This is a genomic window from Pseudomonas sp. UW4, from assembly GCF_000316175.1.
Classification (GTDB): Bacteria; Pseudomonadota; Gammaproteobacteria; order Pseudomonadales; family Pseudomonadaceae; genus Aquipseudomonas; species Aquipseudomonas laurylsulfatiphila.
Map to the genome: position 1 here is coordinate 3,741,165 of NC_019670.1, position 21,846 is coordinate 3,763,010.

Annotated in this window: 23 protein-coding genes; 16 read left to right on the forward strand and 7 right to left on the reverse strand. The window is 61.6% G+C overall.

Annotation, left to right across the window (positions count from 1 at the left end; all coding sequences use genetic code 11):
• Positions 1 to 22: 22 nt before the first annotated feature.
• Positions 23 to 532, reverse strand: a complete 510-nt coding sequence (locus tag PPUTUW4_RS28210; protein WP_083884582.1) for a hypothetical protein — start codon at positions 530 to 532, stop codon at positions 23 to 25.
• Between the two features lie 509 nt (positions 533 to 1,041).
• Between PPUTUW4_RS28210 and PPUTUW4_RS16205 the strand changes: the two genes are divergently transcribed.
• The 11 genes from PPUTUW4_RS16205 (at position 1,042) to PPUTUW4_RS16255 (ending at position 10,850) form a co-directional block, all read left to right on the forward strand.
• Positions 1,042 to 1,632 carry an amino acid synthesis family protein gene (locus PPUTUW4_RS16205; protein ID WP_007978708.1) on the forward strand — a complete coding sequence of 197 codons (591 nt, stop codon included), beginning with the start codon at positions 1,042 to 1,044 and terminating at the stop codon, positions 1,630 to 1,632.
• Positions 1,633 to 1,676: 44 nt separating this feature from the next.
• Positions 1,677 to 2,510 carry an alpha/beta fold hydrolase gene (locus PPUTUW4_RS16210; protein ID WP_015095663.1) on the forward strand — a complete coding sequence of 278 codons (834 nt, stop codon included), beginning with the start codon at positions 1,677 to 1,679 and terminating at the stop codon, positions 2,508 to 2,510.
• Positions 2,507 to 3,988 (forward strand): aldehyde dehydrogenase, encoded by a 1,482-nt coding sequence (locus PPUTUW4_RS16215; RefSeq protein ID WP_015095664.1) that lies wholly within the window; start codon positions 2,507 to 2,509, stop codon positions 3,986 to 3,988. The genes PPUTUW4_RS16210 and PPUTUW4_RS16215 overlap by 4 nt, the downstream gene beginning before the upstream one ends.
• A gap of 12 nt (positions 3,989 to 4,000) precedes the next feature.
• Positions 4,001 to 4,486: a flavin reductase family protein gene (locus PPUTUW4_RS16220; RefSeq protein ID WP_007978701.1), complete on the forward strand. Its 486-nt coding sequence runs from the start codon at positions 4,001 to 4,003 to the stop codon at positions 4,484 to 4,486.
• 146 nt (positions 4,487 to 4,632) lie between these two features.
• Positions 4,633 to 6,084: an NAD-dependent succinate-semialdehyde dehydrogenase gene (locus PPUTUW4_RS16225; RefSeq protein ID WP_015095665.1), complete on the forward strand. Its 1,452-nt coding sequence runs from the start codon at positions 4,633 to 4,635 to the stop codon at positions 6,082 to 6,084.
• A gap of 19 nt (positions 6,085 to 6,103) precedes the next feature.
• Positions 6,104 to 6,493, forward strand: a complete 390-nt coding sequence (locus PPUTUW4_RS16230) for a carboxymuconolactone decarboxylase family protein (RefSeq protein ID WP_015095666.1) — start codon at positions 6,104 to 6,106, stop codon at positions 6,491 to 6,493.
• An 88-nt stretch (positions 6,494 to 6,581) separates the two neighbouring features.
• Complete coding sequence (locus PPUTUW4_RS16235) at positions 6,582 to 7,334, forward strand: GntR family transcriptional regulator (protein WP_015095667.1); 753 nt, start codon at positions 6,582 to 6,584, stop codon at positions 7,332 to 7,334.
• Position 7,335: 1 nt separating this feature from the next.
• Positions 7,336 to 7,899 (forward strand): NUDIX hydrolase, encoded by a 564-nt coding sequence (locus PPUTUW4_RS16240; RefSeq protein ID WP_015095668.1) that lies wholly within the window; start codon positions 7,336 to 7,338, stop codon positions 7,897 to 7,899.
• 435 nt (positions 7,900 to 8,334) lie between these two features.
• Positions 8,335 to 9,129: a hypothetical protein gene (locus PPUTUW4_RS16245; protein WP_041475056.1), complete on the forward strand. Its 795-nt coding sequence runs from the start codon at positions 8,335 to 8,337 to the stop codon at positions 9,127 to 9,129.
• A 182-nt stretch (positions 9,130 to 9,311) separates the two neighbouring features.
• Complete coding sequence (locus PPUTUW4_RS16250) at positions 9,312 to 9,983, forward strand: glutathione S-transferase N-terminal domain-containing protein (protein ID WP_015095670.1); 672 nt, start codon at positions 9,312 to 9,314, stop codon at positions 9,981 to 9,983.
• Between the two features lie 300 nt (positions 9,984 to 10,283).
• Positions 10,284 to 10,850: a hypothetical protein gene (locus PPUTUW4_RS16255; protein ID WP_015095671.1), complete on the forward strand. Its 567-nt coding sequence runs from the start codon at positions 10,284 to 10,286 to the stop codon at positions 10,848 to 10,850.
• 3 nt (positions 10,851 to 10,853) lie between these two features.
• Here the strand turns inward: PPUTUW4_RS16255 and PPUTUW4_RS16260 are convergent, their stop codons facing one another.
• The 3 genes from PPUTUW4_RS16260 to PPUTUW4_RS16270 all read right to left on the reverse strand — a co-directional run bounded on the left by PPUTUW4_RS16260 (position 10,854) and on the right by PPUTUW4_RS16270 (position 13,857).
• A complete protein-coding gene (locus PPUTUW4_RS16260) occupies positions 10,854 to 11,570 on the reverse strand; it encodes a dienelactone hydrolase family protein (protein WP_015095672.1) in 717 nt (238 codons plus the stop codon).
• Between the two features lie 191 nt (positions 11,571 to 11,761).
• The gene (locus tag PPUTUW4_RS16265) at positions 11,762 to 12,874 is read right to left on the reverse strand and encodes a succinylglutamate desuccinylase/aspartoacylase family protein (RefSeq protein WP_015095673.1); all 1,113 of its coding nucleotides are present in this window, start codon (positions 12,872 to 12,874) and stop codon (positions 11,762 to 11,764) included.
• A gap of 203 nt (positions 12,875 to 13,077) precedes the next feature.
• Positions 13,078 to 13,857, reverse strand: coding sequence for an ABC transporter substrate-binding protein (locus tag PPUTUW4_RS16270; RefSeq protein ID WP_015095674.1), 780 nt, complete (start codon positions 13,855 to 13,857; stop codon positions 13,078 to 13,080).
• 330 nt (positions 13,858 to 14,187) lie between these two features.
• Here PPUTUW4_RS16270 and PPUTUW4_RS16275 point away from each other — a divergent pair, with 330 nt between their 5' ends.
• The gene (locus tag PPUTUW4_RS16275) at positions 14,188 to 14,826 is read left to right on the forward strand and encodes a hypothetical protein (RefSeq protein WP_015095675.1); all 639 of its coding nucleotides are present in this window, start codon (positions 14,188 to 14,190) and stop codon (positions 14,824 to 14,826) included.
• 174 nt (positions 14,827 to 15,000) lie between these two features.
• Here the strand turns inward: PPUTUW4_RS16275 and PPUTUW4_RS16280 are convergent, their stop codons facing one another.
• On the reverse strand, positions 15,001 to 15,435 hold the full coding sequence (locus tag PPUTUW4_RS16280) for a rhodanese-like domain-containing protein (RefSeq protein ID WP_015095676.1): 435 nt from the start codon (positions 15,433 to 15,435) through the stop codon (positions 15,001 to 15,003).
• Between the two features lie 101 nt (positions 15,436 to 15,536).
• Between PPUTUW4_RS16280 and ftrA the strand changes: the two genes are divergently transcribed.
• A complete protein-coding gene (gene ftrA / locus PPUTUW4_RS16285; RefSeq protein WP_015095677.1) occupies positions 15,537 to 16,523 on the forward strand; it encodes a transcriptional regulator FtrA in 987 nt (328 codons plus the stop codon).
• A gap of 105 nt (positions 16,524 to 16,628) precedes the next feature.
• On the opposite strand, the gene cobF is transcribed toward ftrA, so the two are convergent.
• Positions 16,629 to 17,384, reverse strand: a complete 756-nt coding sequence (gene cobF, locus PPUTUW4_RS16290) for a precorrin-6A synthase (deacetylating) (RefSeq protein WP_015095678.1) — start codon at positions 17,382 to 17,384, stop codon at positions 16,629 to 16,631.
• Entirely contained in the window at positions 17,384 to 17,956 is a 573-nt protein-coding gene (locus PPUTUW4_RS16295; RefSeq protein ID WP_015095679.1) for a histidine phosphatase family protein, read from the reverse strand. Before PPUTUW4_RS16295 ends, cobF begins: the two co-directional genes overlap by 1 nt.
• A gap of 730 nt (positions 17,957 to 18,686) precedes the next feature.
• Between PPUTUW4_RS16295 and PPUTUW4_RS16300 the strand changes: the two genes are divergently transcribed.
• The 3 genes from PPUTUW4_RS16300 (at position 18,687) to PPUTUW4_RS16310 (ending at position 21,805) form a co-directional block, all read left to right on the forward strand.
• Positions 18,687 to 19,703 (forward strand): arginine N-succinyltransferase, encoded by a 1,017-nt coding sequence (locus PPUTUW4_RS16300; RefSeq protein WP_015095680.1) that lies wholly within the window; start codon positions 18,687 to 18,689, stop codon positions 19,701 to 19,703.
• A 55-nt stretch (positions 19,704 to 19,758) separates the two neighbouring features.
• A complete protein-coding gene (gene astA / locus PPUTUW4_RS16305; protein ID WP_015095681.1) occupies positions 19,759 to 20,793 on the forward strand; it encodes an arginine N-succinyltransferase in 1,035 nt (344 codons plus the stop codon).
• 142 nt (positions 20,794 to 20,935) lie between these two features.
• Positions 20,936 to 21,805, forward strand: coding sequence for an oxaloacetate decarboxylase (locus tag PPUTUW4_RS16310; protein ID WP_007975765.1), 870 nt, complete (start codon positions 20,936 to 20,938; stop codon positions 21,803 to 21,805).
• Positions 21,806 to 21,846: the final 41 nt, after the last annotated feature.

Genomic DNA, 21,846 nt, shown 5'->3' on the forward strand with positions numbered 1-21,846 from the left:
AGTTACAGGTACAGTGCAGGGATCAGCAGGTGCAGCACATCAGCGGCATGCCATTGCAGCTCATCATCATCGGCATGCTGCAGTCGTTCATCATTTTCATCATCAGGGTGCAGCAGTTTTTCATCATGTCCATGTTCATGCCGGCCATCGGCATGATTTTGCACATCATGCCGTCAGCCATCATGGTGCATTCCATCACGCACTTCATCGACGGCATCGGCATGCCCATCATCGGCATTGGCATCATCATGTTCATCATCGGCATGGCCATGCTCGCCCGGGACATGCACATCATGCTCATGTTGCCGCAGTGCATCATCATCGGCATGCCACAGTTCATCATCATCTGCATCATTTCAGCGCTGTTCTTGAACATGGCCATGTCCATGCCAGCGGCCGGCATCATCTTGCACATCATCCCGTCGTCCATCAGGTCGCAGGACATGGTCGCCATCATCATCGGCATGCCCATCATCGGCATCATTGGCATGGTGGCGTTCATCGGCATTGGCATCTGCATGGCATTCATCATGGTGTTGCTCCCTGAAGGACTGGATAGTTGGGCGAAGCTGATGGAGGCCGATTCTAGGGAATCGGCCGAGCGCAACAAGCTGGCGATCGAACAGCCAAAGTCGATGTCGGGGCAGGCTTAACGAGGCAGGCAGGACGATTGTTTCTGCTGTGACAAACAATCGGATTCGATCACGGACAAGATGAAAACCATGACGCTGATTATTCGGTTATGGATATGCAGATTGCATCTATATAAATAGCGGAAAGAAATAATCGTTCTAACCGGTGCCACAATCTTTCTCTCCAGGTGCACCGACACGCCGCTTCACCGCTGATCCCCTTCTGCCTTTCTCTCCCGATGTTGGGCCTGTGCCCGAAGCAACCCCGTGCCTGCCGTTTGTCCGCTGCGACCGGTGGCGCACACTTTTGCACGCCATCCAGCCAGAAACTCCGTTCGGGGACTTGTGCTATCGGTATTATGGTATACCATCAGACGCACAGACACCCAAAACCTCTACGGAGCAGCTCATGAGTTTCGAAATTCGCAAGATCGTCAGCTATGTCGAAGAAACCTTTATTGAAGGCGGCAAAGCCACCGATAAGCCCGTGACCATGGTCGGTCTGGCCGTGGTGATGAAAAACCCCTGGCTGGGCAACGGTTTCGTCGAAGACCTGAAACCACAGATCCGCGCCAACTGCTCCGACCTCGGCGCACTGATGGTTGAGCGCCTGGTGGGCATCATTGGCGGCGCTGAAAAAATCGAGGCTTACGGCAAGGCTGCGGTGGTCGGTGCCGATGGCGAAATCGAGCACGCTTCGGCAGTGATCCACACCCTGCGCTTCGGCAACCACTACCGCGAAGCGGTCAAGGCCAAGAGCTACCTGAGCTTCACCAACAAGCGCGGCGGCCCGGGCACTTCGATCCAGATCCCGATGATGCACAAGGACGACGAAGGCCTGCGTTCGCACTACATCACCCTGGAAATGCAGATCGAAGACGCCCCGCGTGCCGACGAAATCGTCGTGGTCCTGGGTTGCGCCGACGGCGGCCGCCTGCACCCGCGCATCGGCAACCGCTACATCGACCTGGAAGAACTGGCCGCCGAAAAAGCCCAGTAACCGGCCAGCAGAACGACAACAAGAAGGCATTGCAGGAGCGCTCCATGATTCGGCTCACCGCTGAACTCACCCCGGCTGGCACCAGTTACCTGGCGACCGGCCAAGGCCAGCCCGTGGTCTTGATCCACGGCGTGGGCCTGAACAAAGAAATGTGGGGCGGCCAGATCGTTGGCCTGGCCACGAAGTACCGCGTCATCGCCTACGACATGCTCGGCCATGGCGCCAGTCCGCGGCCAGAGAGTGGCACACCGCTGCTCGGCTATGCCGACCAGTTGCTGGAGCTGCTCGACCACCTGCAATTGCCCAAGGCAACGGTGATCGGCTTTTCCATGGGCGGGCTGGTGGCACGGGCGTTTGCCCTGCACTACGCGCAACGCCTGGAAGGCCTGGTGGTGCTCAACAGTGTGTTCAACCGCAGCGCCGAACAGCGCGCGGGGGTCATCGCCCGCACCAGCCAGGCAGCCGAACACGGGCCGGACGCCAATGCCGAAGCGGCGCTGTCGCGCTGGTTCAGCCGCGAATACCAGGCGGCGAACCCGGCGCAGATCGCCGCGATCCGCCAGACCCTGGCCGGCAATGACCCGCAGGGTTACCTGACCACCTATGAACTGTTCGCCACCCAGGACATGTACCGCGCCGACGACCTGGGCAGCATCCGGGTGCCGACGCTGATCGCCACCGGCGAACTGGACCCCGGTTCGACCCCGGAAATGGCCCGGCAACTGGCCGAACGCATTCCCGGCGCGAGCGTTGCCGTGCTCGCCGAGCAACGGCATATGATGCCCGTAGAATCGCCGCGCCTGGTCAACCAGCTGTTGCTGGAGTTTCTGCAGGCCGCGCACTCCCAACAAAACCAGATCAAGGGGATCGTTGCATGACACTCGCACGCTTCCAGATGTGCATCGGCGGTGAATGGGTCGATGCCCTGTCCGGCAAGACCTTCGAAAGCCTCAACCCGGCGCTGGCCGAGCCTTGGGCCGAATTGCCCGATGCCGACGAAGCCGATGTCGAGCGCGCCGTACAAGCCGCGCAAACCGCTTTCGACAGCCCAACCTGGCGCGGCTTGACCGCCACGGCACGCGGCAAATTGCTGCGACGCCTGGGTGACCTGATCGCCGAGAACAAAGAACAACTGGCGCAGCTGGAAAGCCGCGACAACGGCAAGCTGATCCGCGAAACCCGTGGCCAGGTCGGTTATCTGCCGGAGTTCTTTCACTACACCGCAGGCCTGGCGGACAAGCTCGAAGGCGGCACCCTGCCGCTGGACAAGCCGGACCTGTTTGCCTACACCGTGCACGAAGCCATGGGTGTGGTTGCCGCGATCATCCCGTGGAACAGCCCGCTGTACCTGACCGCGATCAAACTCGCTCCGGCCCTCGCCGCAGGCAACACCATCGTGATCAAGCCGTCGGAGCACGCCTCGGCGACCATCCTCGAACTGGCGCGCCTGGCTCTGGAAGCCGGGATTCCGCCGGGGGTGGTCAACGTCGTCACCGGTTATGGCCCAAGCACCGGTGCCGCCCTCACCCGCCATCCGCTGGTGCGCAAGATCGCCTTCACCGGCGGCGCGGCCACGGCGCGGCATGTGGTGCGCAGCAGCGCGGAGAACTTCGCCAAGCTGTCGCTGGAACTGGGCGGCAAATCGCCGAACATCATCTTCGCCGACGCCGACCTCGACAGCGCGATCAACGGCGCCATCGCCGGGATCTACGCCGCCTCCGGGCAGAGCTGTGTCTCCGGTTCGCGCCTGCTGGTGCAGGATGAAATCTACGACGAGTTCGTCGGTCGTCTGGTGGAGCGCGCCCAGCGCATTCGCATCGGCAACCCCCAGGAAGACAGCAGCGAAATGGGCCCGATGGCCACCGCGCAGCAACTGGCGGTGGTCGAAGGCCTGGTGGCCGATGCCATTGCCGAAGGTGCGCGCCTGCGCCTGGGCGGCAAGCGTCCGCAGAACCTAGGCGATGGCTGGTTCTACGAACCGACGCTGTTCGAGTGCGACCGCAACTCGATGAAGATCATGCAGGAAGAAGTCTTTGGCCCGGTGGCTTCGGTCATCCGTTTCAAGGACGAAGCCGAAGCCCTGGCGATCGCCAACGACTCGCAGTTCGGCCTCGCCGCCGGCATCTGGACCCGCGACCTGGGCCGTGCCCACCGCCTGGCCCGGGACGTGCGCTCCGGGATCATCTGGGTCAACACCTACCGCGCGGTCTCGGCCATGGCGCCGATCGGCGGTTTCAAGAACAGCGGCTATGGACGCGAAAGCGGCATCGATTCGGTGCTGGCCTACACCGAGCTGAAAACGGTGTGGATCAACCTGTCCCAGGCACCGATGCCTGATCCCTTCGTGATGCGCTAGGAGTCCTGGAAAATGATCGAACCCGGCATTTACAAAGACGTCATGAGCTCGTTCCCGTCCGGGGTCACGGTGGTCACCACCCTGGACCCGGACGGCGGCATCGTCGGCATCACCGCCAGCGCCTTCAGTGCGCTGTCGATCGACCCGGCACTGGTGCTGTTCTGCCCCAACTACGGCTCCGACACCTACCCGGTGCTGCGCGACAGCAAGCAGTTCGCGATCCATTTGCTGTCCGCCGAGCAGACCGCCGAAGCCTATGCCTTCGCCGGTAAAGGCAAGGACAAGGCCAAAGGCATCGAGTGGCACCTGAGCGAACGGGGCAACCCGATCCTGGCCAAGGCCACAGCGATCATCGAGTGCGAACTGTGGCGCGAATACGACGGCGGTGATCACGCGATCATCGTCGGCGCGGTGAAGAACCTGATCCTGCCCGAGCAACCGGTGACACCGATGATCTACCACAAAGGCAAGCTGGGCCCGCTGCCTGCCCTGGCTTGATGATTCACCACAAAACCCTGTGGGAGCGAGCTTGCTCGCGATGACGGTGTATCAGTGACATAGATGTTGAGTGTCAGTCCGCTATCGCGAGCAAGCTCGCTCCCACAGGTACCGCTGTGCATATTCTTTTTTTGTCAGGAGCCGGCATGAGCCCAGCAGCCTCGTTACTGTTCCGCCAGCAGGCCTACATCAATGGCCAATGGCTGGATGCACCCGATGGTGCGCAACAGGACATCTTCAACCCGGCCACCGGCGAGTTGATCGGCCATGTGCCGAACCTCAGCGCCGAGCATGCGCGCCTGGCTATCGAGGCCGCCAACAAGGCCTGGCCGGCCTGGCGCGCGCTGACCGCCAAGGAGCGCAGCAATACGCTCAAGCGCTGGCATGCCCTGATGCTGGAAAATGCCGACGCCCTGGCACACATTCTCACCCTCGAACAAGGCAAGCCACTGGCCGAAGCCAAGGGTGAGATCCTCTACGCCGCGAGCTTCATCGAGTGGTTCGCCGAGGAAGCCAAGCGCATCTACGGCGACACCATTCCCAGCCACAAGGGCGATGCGCGCATCGTGGTCAGCAAGGAGCCGATTGGTGTGGTCGCGGCCATCACGCCGTGGAACTTCCCGGCGGCGATGATCACCCGCAAGGCCGGCCCGGCGCTGGCCGCCGGCTGCCCGTGCATCGTCAAGCCGGCTCCGGAAACACCCTTCTCGGCACTGGCCATGGCTGCACTGGCGGAACAGGCCGGCATTCCAGCGGGTATTTTCAACGTGATCACCGGCGACGCCATCGCCATCGGCGCCGAGCTGACCGCCAGTGCGCAGGTGCGCAAATTGTCGTTCACCGGCTCCACCGCCATCGGCAAACTGCTGATGGCCCAGTGCGCGCCGACGCTGAAAAAAGTCTCGCTGGAGCTGGGCGGCAACGCGCCATTCATTGTCTTCGACGACGCCGATCTGGAGCGCGCAGTCGACGGTGCGCTGATCGCCAAATTCCGCAACGCCGGGCAGACCTGCGTCTGCGTCAATCGCTTCCTGGTGCAGGCCGGCATCCACGATGCCTTTGTCGCTCGACTGGCCGAACGGGTTTCGCAGCTCAAGGTCGGCAGCGGTTTCGAAGAAGGTGTGACCCAGGGCCCGCTGATCAACGAGCGCGCCGTGGCCAAGGTCGAAGAGCACGTGCAAGACGCCCTGGCCCAGGGTGCACGCCTGCTGTGCGGCGGCGAACGCCATGCGCTGGGCAACGGTTTCTTCCAGCCGACCGTGGTCACAGGCGTCACCCCACAGATGAAAGTCGCCCGCGATGAAACCTTCGGTCCGCTGGCCGCGGTGTTCCGTTTCGACACCGAGGCCCAGGCCATCGAGATGGCCAACGACACCGAATTCGGCCTCGCCGCCTACTGCTACACCCGCGACCTGGGCCGCGCCTGGCGCATGAGCGAGGCGTTGGAGTACGGCATGGTCGGGATCAACGAAGGGCTGATTTCCACCGAAGTCGCACCGTTTGGCGGCATCAAGTCCTCGGGGCTGGGCCGTGAAGGCTCCAAGTACGGCATCGAGGATTACCTGGAACTCAAATACACCTTGATGGGCGGCCTTTGAGCCCAGGGGAGCTACGCCAATGAACAACGAAAAATACGAAAAAGGCCTGAAGATCCGCACCCAGATGCTGGGCGAGGCCTACGTCAAGCGCTCCATCGAGAACGCCGACGACTTCACCCGCCCCTTGCAGGAGATGGTCACCGAGTATTGCTGGGGTCATGTCTGGGGCCGTGAGGGTTTGTCGCTCAAGGAACGCAGCATGATCAACCTGGCGATGATCTCGGCCCTCAACCGGCCCCATGAACTCAAGCTGCATGTGCGCGGCGCCTTGCGTAACGGCCTGAGTCGTGAGCAAATACGCGAAATATTGCTTCAGGTCGGCATTTATTGCGGTGTCCCCGCTGCCGTAGACAGTTTCCGGCTCGCCCGTGAAGCCTTCGCCGAAGCCGATGCCGAGGCCTCCAGTTAACCCTTGGCTGTTTGATCCGACCGAGCACAGGGATTCCCGTAATCGAAGTGCTCTTTTTGCATGGACAGCCACAATCAGAGCGGACCCCATGAAACGCCTGCCACTCGACGACAGCTTCAAGGTCAATCGCAACCCCGTCACCCTGCGCGAAATCGTGCTGGATAAACTGCGAAGCGCCATCATGAACTTCCAGCTCCTGCCGGGAGACCGTCTGGTCGAACGCGATCTGTGCGATCGCCTGGGCGTCAGCCGTACTTCCGTGCGCGAAGCCTTGCGTCACCTGGAATCCGAAGGCCTGGTGGAATTCGCCGATGCCAAGGGCCCGCGTGTCGCGATCATTACCCTGGCCGACGCCGTGGACATCTACGAGCTGCGCTGCGTGCTCGAAGGGCTGATCGTGCAACTGTTCACCCTGCGCGCCAAGGCCAAGGACATCAAGGCCCTGGAAAAAGCCCTCGAAGAAAACCGCAAGGCGCTCAAGGACGGCGAACTGCAACAGGTCATCGATTCGGTGCAGGGTTTCTACGACGTGCTGCTCGAAGGCTCGGGCAACCATGTCGCGGCCACCCAGCTGCGCCAGTTGCAGGCACGCATCAGCTACCTGCGCGCGACCTCGGTGTCCCAGGAGAACCGTCGCGGCGCCAGCAACCAGGAAATGGAACGCATGGTCGAGGCGATCAAGGGCGGCGATCCGCTGGCCGCTCACCAGGCTTGCGTCGACCACGTGCGCGCGGCTGCTGCCGTGGCCCTGGACTACCTCAAGCGCAAGCAGGAAGAAACCGGCGACATCCCGGCGATCACCCTGCCCATCGCGCTGAAAGAACCGCGCATAGGTCGCTGAAATGTTCAGCCCGAGCTTTTGCCCCAAGTGCGGCAGCGCTGATCTCGGTCAGCAGCTGCCGCCGGGCGATACGCACGAGCGCCTGATGTGCCGCGGTTGCGGCTACATCCATTACATCAATCCGAAAATCATCGCGGGCTGCATCATCGAGCAGGACGGCAAGTACCTCCTGTGCCAGCGCGCGATCCCGCCGCGCCCCGGCACCTGGACCCTGCCCGCGGGCTTCATGGAAAGCGGCGAAACCACCGAACAGGCGGCCTTGCGCGAGGTCTGGGAAGAAAGTGGCGTGCGTGCGGAAATCGTCTCGCCCTACTCGATTTTCAGCGTGCCCAGGATCAGTGAGGTGTACATCATCTTCCGCGCCATCGCGCTGGAGATCACCGGGCAGTATGGGCCGGAAACCCTCGACTACAAGTTCTTCGCGCCTGAAGAGATTCCCTGGGACAGCATTTATTATCCGGCGATCCGGCAGATTCTCGAGCGTTATATCGAGGAGCGGCAGGCCGGGGTTTATGGCATTTACATGGGCAATGATGACAGCGGGAAGATTCACTTTATTCGCTGATTCGTCTTTGCTTTTGACTGTGTACTTGGAAAAACGGAACGCCGCCCGGCCTGTAGGAGCGAACATGCACTCCCCTGTGGGAGCGAGCTTGCTCGCGAAGGAGCCCGACGAGTCACCCCAAAAACTGCAGAATCAACCCACTGTCCGCGCCACTGATCACCACAAAGCAAAGTCTACGGAGCCATACCCGGCATCTGCTGACCTGGAAGCCTGGCAGCTCAACATTACAAGCAGCCACAGACCATGACGCAGCGGTGATCGTGGGTGGTTCATGGCGGTTTGGCCTCATCGCAGGATGCCCAGGAAACGTAAGCGTAAAAGTTCCTTTCGTACAAACTCCGAAGGGTTTTATGTATACAAAATCCGCACACAGATAAAGCAATCTAGCCGATGCAATGTTACCGTTGCCACCTCACACAGGTCGGAGACATGCGCGTGTTGATCCTCAAACTGCTGGTAATCCCAGGCTTCCTGCTGCTGATTTCCCTGGCCGGCAAACGCTGGGGACCGAGCGTGGCCGGCTGGTTGTCGGGATTGCCGGTGGTGGTCGGACCGATCCTGTTGTTCCTTGCCCTTGAGCAAGGCCAGGCGTTCGCTGCGCAATCGGCCACGGCGGCGCTGTCAGCCATGTTCGCGATGATTGCGTTTTGCGTGACCTACGCCCAGGTCGCACAACGGGCCGGATGGCCCCTGGCGTTGATGATCTCGCTGGTGGTCTGGACGCTGGTGGCGGTTGCCCTGTCGCTGATCCCGGGATCCCTGGTGTTCTCGCTGTGCGCCGCCGCGACCGCGCTGCTCGCCGCGCCTTATCTGTTCCCCGCCGTGCAACCGGTGCTCAGTGGCCCGGGGCCGAAATCCGACAAGCTTGTGCTGCGCATGGTGGCCGGTGCATTGCTCACCTTGGTCGTGACGCTGCTGGCCAGCACCGTCGGCGACCGCTGGAGCGGCCTGCTGGCGGTGTTCCCGGTATTGGGCAGCGTGATGGCGGTGTTCTCCCAGCAAACCCGTGGCCCGGCCTTTACCGCCGCGTTGCTGCGCGCCACCGCCACCGGCATGTATTCGTTCGCCGCGTTTTGCCTGGTATTGGCCCTGGCCCTACCGTCGATGGGGATGAACGCTTTTGTCCTGGGCGTCGCGGTGTCGGTGGCCATGCTGGGGGTGACCAAACGCTTGCTGGCGCGGCCGGTTGGCCCGACGACGGACACTGGAGGAGCGGCCATCAAACGCTAAGCCGCATGATGTCATCGAGCCAGGATGTCGCCCGCCCTCACCGTAGGCATCCCGCCCTTTGAAGCAGCCGCAACCCGTTCGATGGTTTCGCACGAGTAGAACAACTTCCCCGTACGTCAATCGAACGGGTTTGCTTCAACATCAGCCTCAGTTCCAACCCCTACCCGACTGAGGCCTGCACCATGAAATTCTTTTTCCACCCATCGCCGAACCCGATGAAAGTTGCCCTGCTGCTCGAAGAACTGCAAACGCCCTACGAACTGATCGGCGTCGACACCTTCAAGGGCGAGCAACACCAGCCAGCCTTCCTGGCGATCAACCCGAACGCCAAGGTACCCGCGCTGGTGGATGGCGAGGCCAGCGTGTTCGACTCCCAGGCGATCCTGCTGCACCTGGCGCACAAACATCAGCGCTTTGTGCCGACGTCCGCGGCCGGCCAGGCCGAAATGCTCTCCTGGCTGATGTTCATCGGCACCGGCCTGTCGCCGTTCTCCGGCCAGGCGGTGCACTTCCTGCACCACGCACCGCAAGATCTGCCTTACGCAAAAAACCGCTATTCCAAGGAAGTCGAACGCCATTACCGCATCCTCGACGAGCGCCTGGCCAGCCATCAGTACCTGGCCGGCGACACCTACAGCATCGCTGACATGGCCCTGTGGGGCTGGGCCAACTACGCACCGTACATCCTCGGTGAGAACGGTCTGGCGGCGTACCCCAACGTCAAGCGCCTGTACGATGAAATCAGCACCCGCCCGGCCGCCCTGCGCGCCCACGGCCTGAAAGAGAAACTGGTGCTCAAGGCCGAATTCGACGAAGAAACCCGTCGCAACCTGTTTCCGCAAAACCAGGCCTGATCCGCCGGTTCCAGCCTGTGAGGGTGATGAGATCAGTGATCAATGTGGCGAGGGGGCTTGCCCCCGTTGGAGTGCGAAACGCTCCCAAAATTTTCGAAAGTTGCCGAGACTCTGGGGTCGCTACGCAACCCAACGGGGGCAAGCCCCCTCGCCACAGGCAAGCCCCCTCGCCACCGACAGCCCCCTCGCCACAGGAAAGCGACCTCACCGCAAGTGACCACTCGGTAGGGCAGGCTGGAATGCAGCACAACCTCCGTGGGATGATCGCGCCCCACCGTGCGCCCATCCCTGGAGATTTCGATGTTTTTGTTGAGTAAAAAAGCCCTTGTCCTGCTACTGGCAGCCGCTACCGGCCTGGGGGCTTTGAATGCGCAGGCCGCCAAGGCCACTTCCAGCGATGCGCCAGCCCGGAAAGTCTCGATGCTCGGCAGCAAGTTCACCTTCAACCTGCCCAAGGGTTTCATCGCCAACCCGCTGCCGGCCAGCCCGGACGGTGCCAGCGGCACCCTGTACAGCAATGAAACCACCAAGACCGTGGTGATCGCCGCTGAAAACACCCTGCCCAACGGTATCAGCGTCAAGGACAACGACGGCGGCTTCCTCGACGGTACCGTGGCCGACTTCGATGCGGCGCAACACAAATCCCTGCCCGACTACAACAAGCTCAGCGAGAAAACCCTGACCCAGAAATCCGGGCTGGGCCTGCGCCAGATCGACGGCACTGCCACGCAAGGCGGTGGCATGACCCTCACCACCACACTGATGGCCGCCTCCGGCACCCGTATGGCGGTGATCCAGGTGATTTCCCGCCCCGGCGACATGGCGGCCCATGAAACCCTGATCAAACAGATCGTCAGCGGAAAATAAGGCTCAGGGGTTAAGACGCTGCAACCAGGCGCTCAAGTCCTGCATCTCTTCGGCGCTGATGCTGTGGCCGACACCGGGGTAGCCGTGAAACTCGGGTTCCAGTGACACGCTCTGCAACAGGCTGTTGGCTTCAGTGCCGTCGCTGTAGGGAAGGCGTTTGTCCTGCTCGCCATGACCAATGAAAATCGCCAGCGACTGACGCTTTTCATCCGGTTTGAGCTCGGACTTGAGCACCGGCAGAATCCGCCCGCTCAACGCAGCGATCCCGCCGAGCGCTTCGGGATGCCGCAAGCCCACTTCGTAAGACATGATCGCGCCCTGGCTGAAACCGACCAGGAACACCTTCTCGGGCTCGGTGTGATATTTCTTCGCGGCCTGTGCGACGAAGTCCAGCAACAACTGGCCGCTGGACTGCAAATCATCGGTCTCGCCGTTATAGGCCCCTTCGCCCTTCTTGCGGAACCATTGATAACTGCCCGCCTCCATCACCAAAGGTGCCCGCACCGACAGGTAGGTGTAGGACGCGGGCAAGTCGTCCTTGATGTCGAACAGGTCCTGTTCGTTACTGCCGTAACCGTGAAGGAAAATCACCAGGGGTTGAGGGTTCGAATCGGTGGTGGCCTGCGCCAGGTACTTGAGTGGCAGGTCGGTTTGCAGCGGGGTTTGGGCGTGAACGGCAGTGGATGCCAACAGCGTGAGCAGCGCGAGAATCTTCAACATGGGTCTTCCTTCACTGAATGCAGGATTCGCGCAAGAGCCTAACACTGTGAATCAGGCAGGAACATCTCCGGTGAGGCGAATGCCGTCATCGCGGGCAAGCCCGCTCCCACAGGTTTTGTAAACGCCACAAATCCACTGTGGGAGCGGGCTTGCCCGCGATGAGGCCAGTACAGCCAAAGACAATTACGGGATCAGTCGTTGATCAGCTTCCCCACCCGAATCGGCTCACGCCCGGCGACTTTAGCCTGCCAGGTACCTGGCTGGGTGTAGCGCCCACGATCAATGGCGAACAGCACGCCACTGGTGCCGGCCTGCACGGTGGTGACCTTGTCGTTCAACGGGTCAACCACCTCGAACAGCGCATCGCCCTTCTCCACCCATTCCCCGGCTTCACGCAGGAAACTGACCACGCCGTGATGCGGCGCGAACAGGTATTGGGTGCCTTCGAACGGCATGCCTTCACAGCAGTCGGCCGGTGCCGCCGGCCAGGTGCCGCAGATGAAACCCTGCTCGGCGAGGAAGCCGAGAATGGCCTCGCAATTGGCCCGGGCCTGGTCGACCCGAGTGTCCCCCATGCTGCCCAGCTCCAGCGTGGTCGCCAGGTTGGCCGGGGGAATCGCCGCCGCCGGGAATGCCCGGGCCAGGCGCAACCAGGGCGAAGAACAGGACTCGTCGAACGAACTGCCGCCGGAGTCTTCACACAACAGCGCCACGCCGGCCTGCAAACGCGCAGCCAGGGATCGCCATTGTGGCCAGTGCTGCGGCAACGCGTAGATGTGTATCGCAGCGTCGAAATCGCAATGCAGGTCGAGGGTGATGTCGGCGTCGCAGGCATGGCGCAGCAACAGGCGGTGCATGGCTTCCAGCTGCGATGTCGCTGCCGGCAAGTCGTCGAGCACCTGGCCCATGGTCTGGCGAATCAGTGCGATGTTGGCCTGGGCATCGCTGCCGAGGCGATCACCGATCAACGCGGCCACCGGCGCACTGAGCTCGACGAACGAGCGGTTGAAGTTCTTGCCGCTGCCCAGCTCGAAACGCCCCATGTGGCTGCCTTGCAGGTGCTGGTCGAGGCCAATGGGATTGGCCACCGGCACCAGTTCGATCACACCGTTCAACTGTCCCTGTTGCTCAAGTTCGGTCAGGCGCTTCTTCAACTCCCAGGCCGTGCGCATGCCCGGCAATTCGTCGGCATGCAGGCTGGCCTGGATATACACCTTGCGCGGCCCCGCGCCATAACGAAACACGCTGAGGGTGCGCTCGGTGCCCAAGTGGCTCCAGGGAAGTTTGTGATCGATGCGTTGCATGGACGGACTCCTGATGTCTGCACGGCGAAATCACCTGTGGGAGCGAGCCTGCTCGCGAATGCGTCAAGCCAGCCAACATGGATGTTGAATGTACCGGCGCCTTCGCGAGCAGGCTCGCTCCCACAGGGATCTTTGTGCTGAAAATGATTGCACAAAAAAAATGGCAGCCGCGTCAACGGCTGCCACTTTCTCGAACGGCTGGATTACTCGCCGTAAACGTCAAACTTGAAGTACTTGTCCTGCACTTGCTTGTACTTGCCGTTGGCGCGGATCTCGGTGATGGCTTTGTTGAACTGCTCGGCCAGGGCGGTATCGCCCTTGCGCACGGCAATGCCGGCGCCGCCACCGAAGTATTTCGGATCGTTGTACTCAGGACCAACGAAGACAAAACCCTTGCCGGCGTCGGTTTTCAGGAAACCGTCGTCCAGGTTGACCGAGTCGGCCAGCAGCGCGTCAACGCGGCCGGAGACCATGTCCAGGTTGGCTTCCTGCTGGGAGCCGTAGCGCACCAGGACAATCCCCGCCGGTTGCAGCACTTCAGTGGCGAAGCGGTCGTGGGTACTGGCACGCAGAACACCGACTTTCTTGCCCTTGAGTTCGGTCAGCGGGTCCTTGACGTCGCTGCCTTCCTTCATCACGAAGCGCGCCGGGGTGTGGTAGTACTTGATGGTGAAATCGACGTTCTTCTTGCGGTCGTCAGTGATGGTCATGGACGACAGGATGGCGTCGATTTTCTTGACCTTCAGCGCAGGGATCAGGCCGTCGAACTCTTGCTCGACCCAGGTGCACTTGGCCTTCATCTGCTCGCACAGGGCATCGCCGATGTCCACGTCGAAACCGGTGAGTTTGCCGTCAGGGGTTTTCATCGAGAATGGCGGGTAGCCGGCTTCGATGCCGATACGGATCGGCTTGGCATCGTCAGCCACGGCGGTCAGGGACAACATCGACAGTGCCAGGGCACCGAACATCACTAGCTTCTTCATTTATAACTCCTGTGTGCGGAGGCTTTTATTGGCAGCTTCGATTGGCAGCGTTCGGTCCTCGTTTTGTAAGCGGAAACCGAAGTGGCCGGCAGTCTAGAGCGGCTACAGGAGGGCAAATTACGCCAGGACGACAAAAACTTATAAAAAAGTGGCACCGTGATCGAGTCATTGCGGTGAACGCGCCATGAAGGCGCAACGTCTGTCGGACAGATCGCATTTGCAGACCAGACCTACAGGCTTTTCGACGCCATCAGACGCAACGGGCCGGCTGGCGATACCGGGTGTTTTACGGCACATTGAGCGCCCTTGAGTCCCATCGAGAGTAGCGCGATGCCCACGTTGAACCTGATCCAGCACCACCCCGCCGAAGGCCCGGGGGCCATCGCCTTTTGGGCCGAGTCCCGAGGGCTGACGCTGAAGGTGTTTCGCGCCGACCTGGGGCAGTTGCCGCCCGTCAGCGCCGATCCGGTGATCCTGCTGGGCGGGCCTTATGAATCCAACGCCGGCCCGGCCTGGCTTGCGGCCGAACGGCAATGGCTCAAAGGCAGTCTGGATCTGGGTGGGGCCGTGTTCGCCATATGCCTGGGGGCTCAGTTGCTGGCGTTGAGTCTGGGCGGCAATGTACGGCGCATGGACCGCAGCGAAACCGGATGGACCACGGTGAGCTTTATCGATGGGCAAGCGCTGAAGGTACTCGAGTGGCACGAAGACGCCATCGACCTGCCGCCTGGCGCGCAGTTGTTGGCCAGCAGCGAGCACTGTGTGCAGCAGATGTACCGCGCCGGGCCGGCGCGGCTGGGGTTGCAGTTTCATCCGGAGTGGAACGCCGGGTCGGTGGCCACGCTCAATGCGCATTTTGGCCATGAGTCGCCATTGCCACGGGGGGGGCAGGACGGTGCGGCCTATGCCGAGGTGTTGGCGTGGTTGCAGGCGACGCTGGATGAGTGGTGGGTCGCTGCCTGTCGCTGAATCAGATCAAAGCACATTCCTGTGGCGAGGGGGCTTGCCTGTGGCGAGGGGGCTTGCCCCCGTTGGGTTGCGCAGCAACCCCCAGAATCTCACTAATAGTCGAGAGTTTTGGGAGCGCTTCGCACTCCAACGGGGGCAAGCCCCCTCGCCACAAAAATCAACAGTGTTTGAAGGTCAGCATTCGCAACCGATCACTTCACGGGCCAGCCGCGGCTCCGTGACACTCAACTCAAACCCTTCATCCAGCCACCCGGTCACGCCGCCGATCATCTCCTTGACCGAATAACTCAGGGCCGCCAGCTTCACCGCCGCCTTGTTGGCGCCGTTGCAGTGAGGCCCGGCGCAATAGACCACGAACAAAGTGTTTTTCGGATAACCGGCCAAACCTTCGGCAGTCAGCAAGCGCCCGGGAATGTTGATCGCTCCCGGTACATGCCCGCGCTCGAACGCCAGCGGGCCACGCACATCCACCAGAATGAAATCGACTTCGCCAGCCTGCTGGCTGCCGTAGACGTCTGAACAATCGGTTTCGAACGTCAGACGGTTGCTGAAATGCATAAGGGCGATGGCCGATGGGGCGGCGGGAATTTCTCGAACCAGACTGGTCATGGGCTGTACTCCAAAGAGGCGGTGGGTGTGGGAAGACTTTATCCGCCCGGCATTTGCGGCTAAAGTGGCGCACAAGACACCGATCGGGAATTTTCCGCCAAATGCATCCCAACCCGGCAATGGTCGCGATTCTGGCCTACGACGGCCTCTGCACATTCGAATTCGGCATCGCCGTGGAGATCTTCGGCCTGCCACGCCCTGAGTTCGATTTCCCGTGGTACGAACATCGTATCGTCGCCGTCGATCAAGGCCCGATGCGTGCCATGGGCGGCATCCAGGTCCTGGCCGACGGCGGCATGGAATTGCTCGCCGATGCCCGCACCATCATCATTCCCGGCTGGCGCGACCGCAGCGCCACGGTCCCCGCAGAGCTCATCGACGCCCTGCGCCAGGCCCATGCGCGGGGCGCACGGTTACTGTCGATCTGCTCCGGGGTGTTCGTCCTCGCTGCCACCGGCTTGCTCGACGGGCACGGTGCGACCACGCACTGGCGCTACACCTCGGAACTGGCCGAGCGGTTTCCCGGCATCCTGGTGGACCCGGACGTGCTGTATGTCGATTCCGGTCAATTGATCACCTCCGCCGGCAGCGCGGCTGGCATCGACGCCTGCCTGCATCTGGTGGCCCGGGATTTCGGCACGCAAGTGGCCAATTCCGTGGCCAGGCGCCTGGTCATGTCGCCGCAACGCAGCGGTGGCCAGGCGCAATTCATTCCGACGCCGGTCAGTCCTACACCGCGCAGTGATCTTTCCCGCGTCATGCAGTGGGCACGTGAGCGCTTGCACGAACCGCTGGAAGTGCGCGACCTGGCCAGTGAAGCCGCCATGAGCGAACGTACCTTCCTGCGTCGCTTCACCGAAGCCAGCGGCCAGTCACCGAAAACCTGGTTGCAGCAGCAACGTCTGGGACGCGCCCGCGAACTGCTGGAAAGCAGCGACCAGAACACCGAGCAGATTGCCGAACGTTGCGGTTATCGCTCGGTGGAAAGCTTCCGGGTGGCCTTTCGAACCGTGGTTGGCGTGCCGCCATCGGTGTATCGGGAGCGGTTTGGGCGTGGGGGCAGTGCTTTACCTTCGGTTGGCCTATAAGACGCCTTCGCGAGCAGGCTCGCTCCCACAGTGGACTTTCAGTGTTCACACCATCTGTGTGGGAGCGAGCCTGCTCGCGAAGGCGTCAGCCCGGTCACCGACTGATCAAGGCTTGCGCAACAGATAGGTATCCATGATCCAGCCATTGGCCAGCCGCGCCGCCTTGCGCACCCGTTCGATTTCATCCGCCACATCCTTGAGCTTGCCACTGATCAGGATTTCATTCGGCGTCCCCAGATAGGCCCCCCAGTAAATCTCGGTGTCCTGATCCGCCACCTGATGGTAAGCATCCTGGGCATCGAGCATCACCACCAGGCTGTCGGCATCGCTCACCTGCCCTGCCGCCAACCGCCGGCCCGTGGTGATTTCAACTGAGCGGCCAATCTGGTTCAGCGCCACCTTGTGCTGTGCCGCCAGGGCCTGGACGCTGGTAATGCCGGGGATCACCTCGAACTCGAATTCACAGGCGCCCGAGGCCTGAATCGCCTGAAGGATACGGATTGTGCTGTCGTACAGCGCGGGGTCGCCCCACACCAGGAAACCACCACACTGGTCGTCGGACAGTTCTTCATTGATCAGCCGTTCGAAGGTCTGTTGTTTGGCCAGGTTCAAGTCGTCGACACTGCTCCTGTAGTCCACCTCACCGCGCTCGCGCTCGGGGCTGTGGGCCTGGACAAAACGGTAAGCGTGGTCGGTGATGTAGCGTTCGCAGATTTCGCGCCGCAAGTCGATGAGCCTGTCTTTGCTCTCCCCCTTGTCCATGAGGAAAAAAACATCGACCTGATTCAGCGCCTTCACCGCTTGCATCGTGATGTAGTCGGGATTGCCGGCGCCGATGCCGATGACCAGGAGTCTTTTCATCACAGCAGGTCCTCGGGGTCGGTGCCCGGCAAGCGCAACCGCCAGCGGCCATGGAACCTCAGTTCGACCGCCGACAGGGGTTCGACGTCGATCAGGCTGGACGATGCGCCCTGCAATACGTGCGTCAGCGCAGCGCGGATGACAAAGGGATGGGTAATGGCAACGATGTGTCCGGGTGTCGATTGCAACGCGGTCAACCACGCCCCCACCCGCTCGCCCAATTGCACCAGCGACTCGCCACCGTGGGGTGCCGAAGCCGGATCTTCCAGCCAATGCTCGAGCGCCCCGGGGTCGTTTTTTTGCAGAGCGCCGATGCGCTCACCCCGCCAACACCCGAAGTCGCAATCTTTCAGTGCATCGACAATTTCCGGTGCACTGCTGAAAAGCTCAGCGGTTTGCCGGGTGCGCAGTTCCGGACCGCAGACAAGACGTGGAACGCCCTTGAACTGATTGCAACGGGAAAGCCTTAGCGCTTGCCAGTCCATCTCCAGAGGTTCGTCCAATGGAAAACGCGCCAGTTTCTGTGCGACGGTTCGAGCGTGACAAATCAGGGTTAAACGGGTCGCCTGCACCGGCAATCACTCCAGGGATGGAAAGGAACAACGGCGTCAGGGGAGCGCCATCGTGCAATTGTGCCGCAAGCAAGCAGGCCTTGGGGGTAATGCCGATCAGTTAAGCCCCGGACATTGTGGGAGCGAGCTTGCTCGCGATGGCAGACTGTCAGGCACCCCTTGTTTGACTGTCCAGCCGTCATCGCGAGCAAGCTCGCTCCCACAAGGTTTGCGGTGATCAAACGCTTAACTGACTGGCATCAGGCCTTGGGGGTGTTTAATTTTCCGGTTTGAAGCGGGCTCCGTCAGGCATTTCCCGGCGGATTTTCTGTTATCACTGACTGCAACCAAGGCAATTGCCTACAAGACTTTGCGACATCGGCGTAGCCCCTTGCTGTAGGCACTTCGCCCCTTTTTCGGGCACGGTCGGACCATGCGAAAATTAACTAGACAGGCAGCACGCGATAATTAAATACTCTTTTCAACGGACTGTTAAAACATGTGCCACGCTCATCCAGCAGGAGCCCGGATGCCCTTTCTCCAATGCCCGATCAATGCGCCAGGCCCGGCAACGCCAGCGGCCGAACCGTCCGTTCCTCGTTTAATGCAGGCAACCCCAGCAAGCATCTGACAAGAAAAAGAGTGGCGCCTGACAACGATCAGATGTCCACCGAATAAATGTGTGGAAAAACCGACAGTGATAGTCAGGTTCGGCTCAAACCGCCGGATCGTTTGATACAGGAGTGTCTCCATGCTGGTCTTGCGTCCAGTCGAGTTGGCCGACCTGCCAAAGTTGCAGAAGCTGGCTCGTGAAAGCCTGGTGGGCGCCACATCCCTGCCCGACGATAGCGAACGGTTGCGCGAAAAAATTCTCGATTCCTGTGCCTCGTTCGAGAAAGACGTCGAGGGTCATGGCCCGGAAAACTATTTCTTTGTCCTCGAAGACCCGACGACGCAGCACCTGGTCGGCTGCTCGGAAATCCTCGCCACGGCGGGGTACGGCGAGCCGTTCTACAACCTGCGCAACCGGCACTTCACCAGCGCCTCGCGGGAACTGAACATCGAGCACGGTGTACCGGCCTTGTCGTTGTGTCACGACCTCAGTGGCCACACCTTGCTGCGCGGCTTCCATATCGATGCCGCACAGGTACGCACCGCCCATTCCGAACTGCTGTCACGGGCGCGCCTGTTGTTCATCGCGGCCCACCCCGGGCGGTTTTCCGCAACGGTGATCACCGAAATCGTTGGTTACAGCAGTGAGGAAGGGCACTCGCCATTCTGGGATGCCGTGGGCAAGCATTTCTTCGACCTGCCCTACGTCGAGGCCGAACGGCTGTGCGGCCTGCAGAGCCGCACCTTTCTCGCCGAACTGATGCCGCAGTATCCGATTTACGTGCCCATGCTGCCGCAAGCGGCACAGGACTGCATCGGCAGCATCCACCCCGATGGCCAGGAGGCCTTCGATATCCTCGAGCGTGAAGGTTTCGAAACCAACAGCTACATCGATCTGTTCGATGGCGGCCCGACGCTCTATGCGCGCACCTCGGGCATTCGGTCGATCACCCACAGCCAGTGCGGCCTCACGCAGCCTGGCCCGGTGATCGATGCCCGGGGCAGCTATCTGGTGAGCAACGAGTCCTTGACGGATTATCGGGCCATCGTCGCCGATCTCGATTACATCGCCGGGCAACCCGTCACGCTGGACGCGGCCATGTGCACGGCGTTGAAGGTCACCGAAGGCAGCCCGGTCAGGCTGATCGCCCTGTGAGTGCCCGCCTGGGTCAACGCCAACGCCTGAACACCCATGAACAAGGAACAGCCGCATGATTGTCCGCCCGGTCCAGATCACCGACCTGCCCGCCTTGTTCACCTTGGTGCGTCAGGCCAGCCCCGGACTCACCAGCCTGCCGGCCGACGAAGAACGCCTGGCCTACCGGATCCGCTGGGCCCAACGCACCTTCGCCGGGCAGGTCGATCGGGCCGATGCCGATTACCTGTTCGTGCTCGAGGACGACGAGCAGCAGGTGGTGGGCGTCAGTGCCCTGACGGGTGGAATCGGTCTGCGCGAGCCCTGGTACAACTACCGGGTCGGGCTGACGGTCAGTGCTTGCGCGGACCTGGGTATCCAGCGCCAGATCCCGACCCTGTTCCTGAGCAACGAATTGACCGGGCAATCGGAAGTCTGCTCGTTGTACCTGCGCCCCGATCAGCGCCAGGGAAGCAACGGCCGTTTGCTTTCGCTCGGGCGTTTGTTGTTCGTGGCCGAGTTTACGCAGCTGTTCGGCAACCGGCTGATCGCCGAATTACGCGGCAGTACCGATGAACGAGGCGGCTCACCGTTTTGGGACAGCCTCGGCCGGCATTTTTTCAAGATGGATTTCAGCCATGCCGATCACCTGTCCGGGCTGGGCAACAAATCGTTCATCGCCGAACTCATGCCACGCCAGCCGCTGTACACCTGCCTGCTCACCGAACAGGCCCAGGCGGTGATCGGCAAGGCCCACCCGAACACCGAGCCGGCCCTGAAAATCCTCAGCGCCGAAGGCTTTGCCCACAACGGCCATATCGATATCTTCGACGGCGGACCGGTCATCGAGGCCCCGGTTTCCGGTATCCGCACCGTATGCGACAGCCGACCGCTGCAACTGGCCATCGGCTCGCCGGACGCTAACGATCCGCTCTGGCTGATTCACAATCGTCGCCTGGAAAACTGCCGCATTACCTGCGTCCCGGCCCGCCTGGCGGGCAACAGCCTGGTGGTCGATCGCCTGACCGCCAAGCGCTTGCAGCTGCAGCCCGGCGACTCGGTGCGCGCCGTGCCGCTGCTCAACCAGCGGCACCAGGCCGCAGCGGCGTGACCTATCAGTTTCCTGCCTCAGGCGTCAATCTGGCTTACCCAGCAAATTCGTCATCATTCTCCCACTGCTCGCGTGATAGCCTTTTATTTCTTCGGCGTTGACACTTTTGCTCAAGCCCTTCCATTCCATTGGTGGAACTCATATGTCCAGGCTTTCTCATCAAGATTTGCGCCGCAATTTTCGCCAACTGTTCGCCTCCAACACCTGCTACCACACGGCCTCGGTGTTCGACCCGATGTCGGCGCGCATCGCCGCCGACCTGGGCTTCGAAGTCGGGATCCTGGGTGGCTCGGTCGCCTCGCTGCAGGTGCTGGGCGCCCCTGACTTTGCCCTGATCACCCTCAGCGAGTTCGCTGAACAGGCCACCCGCATCGGCCGTGTCGCCCAGTTGCCGGTGATTGCCGATGCCGACCACGGCTACGGCAACGCGCTCAACGTCATGCGCACCATCGTCGAGCTCGAACGCGCCGGCGTCGCCGCGCTGACCATCGAAGACACCCTGCTGCCCGCGCAGTTCGGCCGCAAATCCACCGACCTGATCACGGTCGCCGAAGGCGTCGGCAAGATCCGCGCGGCACTGGAAGCGCGCTGCGATAAGGAAATGGCGATCATCGCCCGCACCCACGCCGGGATTCTGCCGGTGCAGGAAATCATCAGCCGCACCCGGCAATACCAGCAAGCCGGGGCCGACGGGATCTGCATGGTGGGCGTCAAGGACTTCGACCATCTGGAGCAGATCGCCGAGCACCTGAGCGTGCCGCTGATGCTGGTCACCTACGGCAACCCGCTGCTGCGGGACGACAAGCGCCTGGCCGAACTGGGTGTGCGCGTGACCATCGACGGCCATGGCGCCTACTTCGCCGCGATCAAGGCGACCTACGACAGCCTGCGCGAGCAACGCCAGATCCTCACCCAGACGTCGGACCTGAGCGCGACCGAACTGACTCACACCTACACGCAACCTGAGGAATACATCCGCTACGCGGAAGAGTTCATGAGCGTGAAGGAATGACGGTTTAACCCGATACACCGCCTTCGCGAGCAGGCTCGCTC

Bases quoted from the DNA above. Each gene is read 5' to 3' on its own strand.
- PPUTUW4_RS28210 (WP_083884582.1), bottom strand. From the start codon at position 532: ATGATGAATGCCATGCAGATGCCAATGCCGATGAACGCCACCATGCCA.
- PPUTUW4_RS16205 (WP_007978708.1), top strand. From the start codon at position 1,042: ATGAGTTTCGAAATTCGCAAGATCGTCAGCTATGTCGAAGAAACCTTT.
- PPUTUW4_RS16210 (WP_015095663.1), top strand. From the start codon at position 1,677: ATGATTCGGCTCACCGCTGAACTCACCCCGGCTGGCACCAGTTACCTG.
- PPUTUW4_RS16215 (WP_015095664.1), top strand. From the start codon at position 2,507: ATGACACTCGCACGCTTCCAGATGTGCATCGGCGGTGAATGGGTCGAT.
- PPUTUW4_RS16220 (WP_007978701.1), top strand. From the start codon at position 4,001: ATGATCGAACCCGGCATTTACAAAGACGTCATGAGCTCGTTCCCGTCC.
- PPUTUW4_RS16225 (WP_015095665.1), top strand. From the start codon at position 4,633: ATGAGCCCAGCAGCCTCGTTACTGTTCCGCCAGCAGGCCTACATCAAT.
- PPUTUW4_RS16230 (WP_015095666.1), top strand. From the start codon at position 6,104: ATGAACAACGAAAAATACGAAAAAGGCCTGAAGATCCGCACCCAGATG.
- PPUTUW4_RS16235 (WP_015095667.1), top strand. From the start codon at position 6,582: ATGAAACGCCTGCCACTCGACGACAGCTTCAAGGTCAATCGCAACCCC.
- PPUTUW4_RS16240 (WP_015095668.1), top strand. From the start codon at position 7,336: ATGTTCAGCCCGAGCTTTTGCCCCAAGTGCGGCAGCGCTGATCTCGGT.
- PPUTUW4_RS16250 (WP_015095670.1), top strand. From the start codon at position 9,312: ATGAAATTCTTTTTCCACCCATCGCCGAACCCGATGAAAGTTGCCCTG.
- PPUTUW4_RS16255 (WP_015095671.1), top strand. From the start codon at position 10,284: ATGTTTTTGTTGAGTAAAAAAGCCCTTGTCCTGCTACTGGCAGCCGCT.
- PPUTUW4_RS16260 (WP_015095672.1), bottom strand. From the start codon at position 11,570: ATGTTGAAGATTCTCGCGCTGCTCACGCTGTTGGCATCCACTGCCGTT.
- PPUTUW4_RS16265 (WP_015095673.1), bottom strand. From the start codon at position 12,874: ATGCAACGCATCGATCACAAACTTCCCTGGAGCCACTTGGGCACCGAG.
- PPUTUW4_RS16270 (WP_015095674.1), bottom strand. From the start codon at position 13,857: ATGAAGAAGCTAGTGATGTTCGGTGCCCTGGCACTGTCGATGTTGTCC.
- PPUTUW4_RS16275 (WP_015095675.1), top strand. From the start codon at position 14,188: ATGCCCACGTTGAACCTGATCCAGCACCACCCCGCCGAAGGCCCGGGG.
- PPUTUW4_RS16280 (WP_015095676.1), bottom strand. From the start codon at position 15,435: ATGACCAGTCTGGTTCGAGAAATTCCCGCCGCCCCATCGGCCATCGCC.
- ftrA (WP_015095677.1), top strand. From the start codon at position 15,537: ATGCATCCCAACCCGGCAATGGTCGCGATTCTGGCCTACGACGGCCTC.
- cobF (WP_015095678.1), bottom strand. From the start codon at position 17,384: ATGAAAAGACTCCTGGTCATCGGCATCGGCGCCGGCAATCCCGACTAC.
- PPUTUW4_RS16300 (WP_015095680.1), top strand. From the start codon at position 18,687: ATGCTGGTCTTGCGTCCAGTCGAGTTGGCCGACCTGCCAAAGTTGCAG.
- astA (WP_015095681.1), top strand. From the start codon at position 19,759: ATGATTGTCCGCCCGGTCCAGATCACCGACCTGCCCGCCTTGTTCACC.
- PPUTUW4_RS16310 (WP_007975765.1), top strand. From the start codon at position 20,936: ATGTCCAGGCTTTCTCATCAAGATTTGCGCCGCAATTTTCGCCAACTG.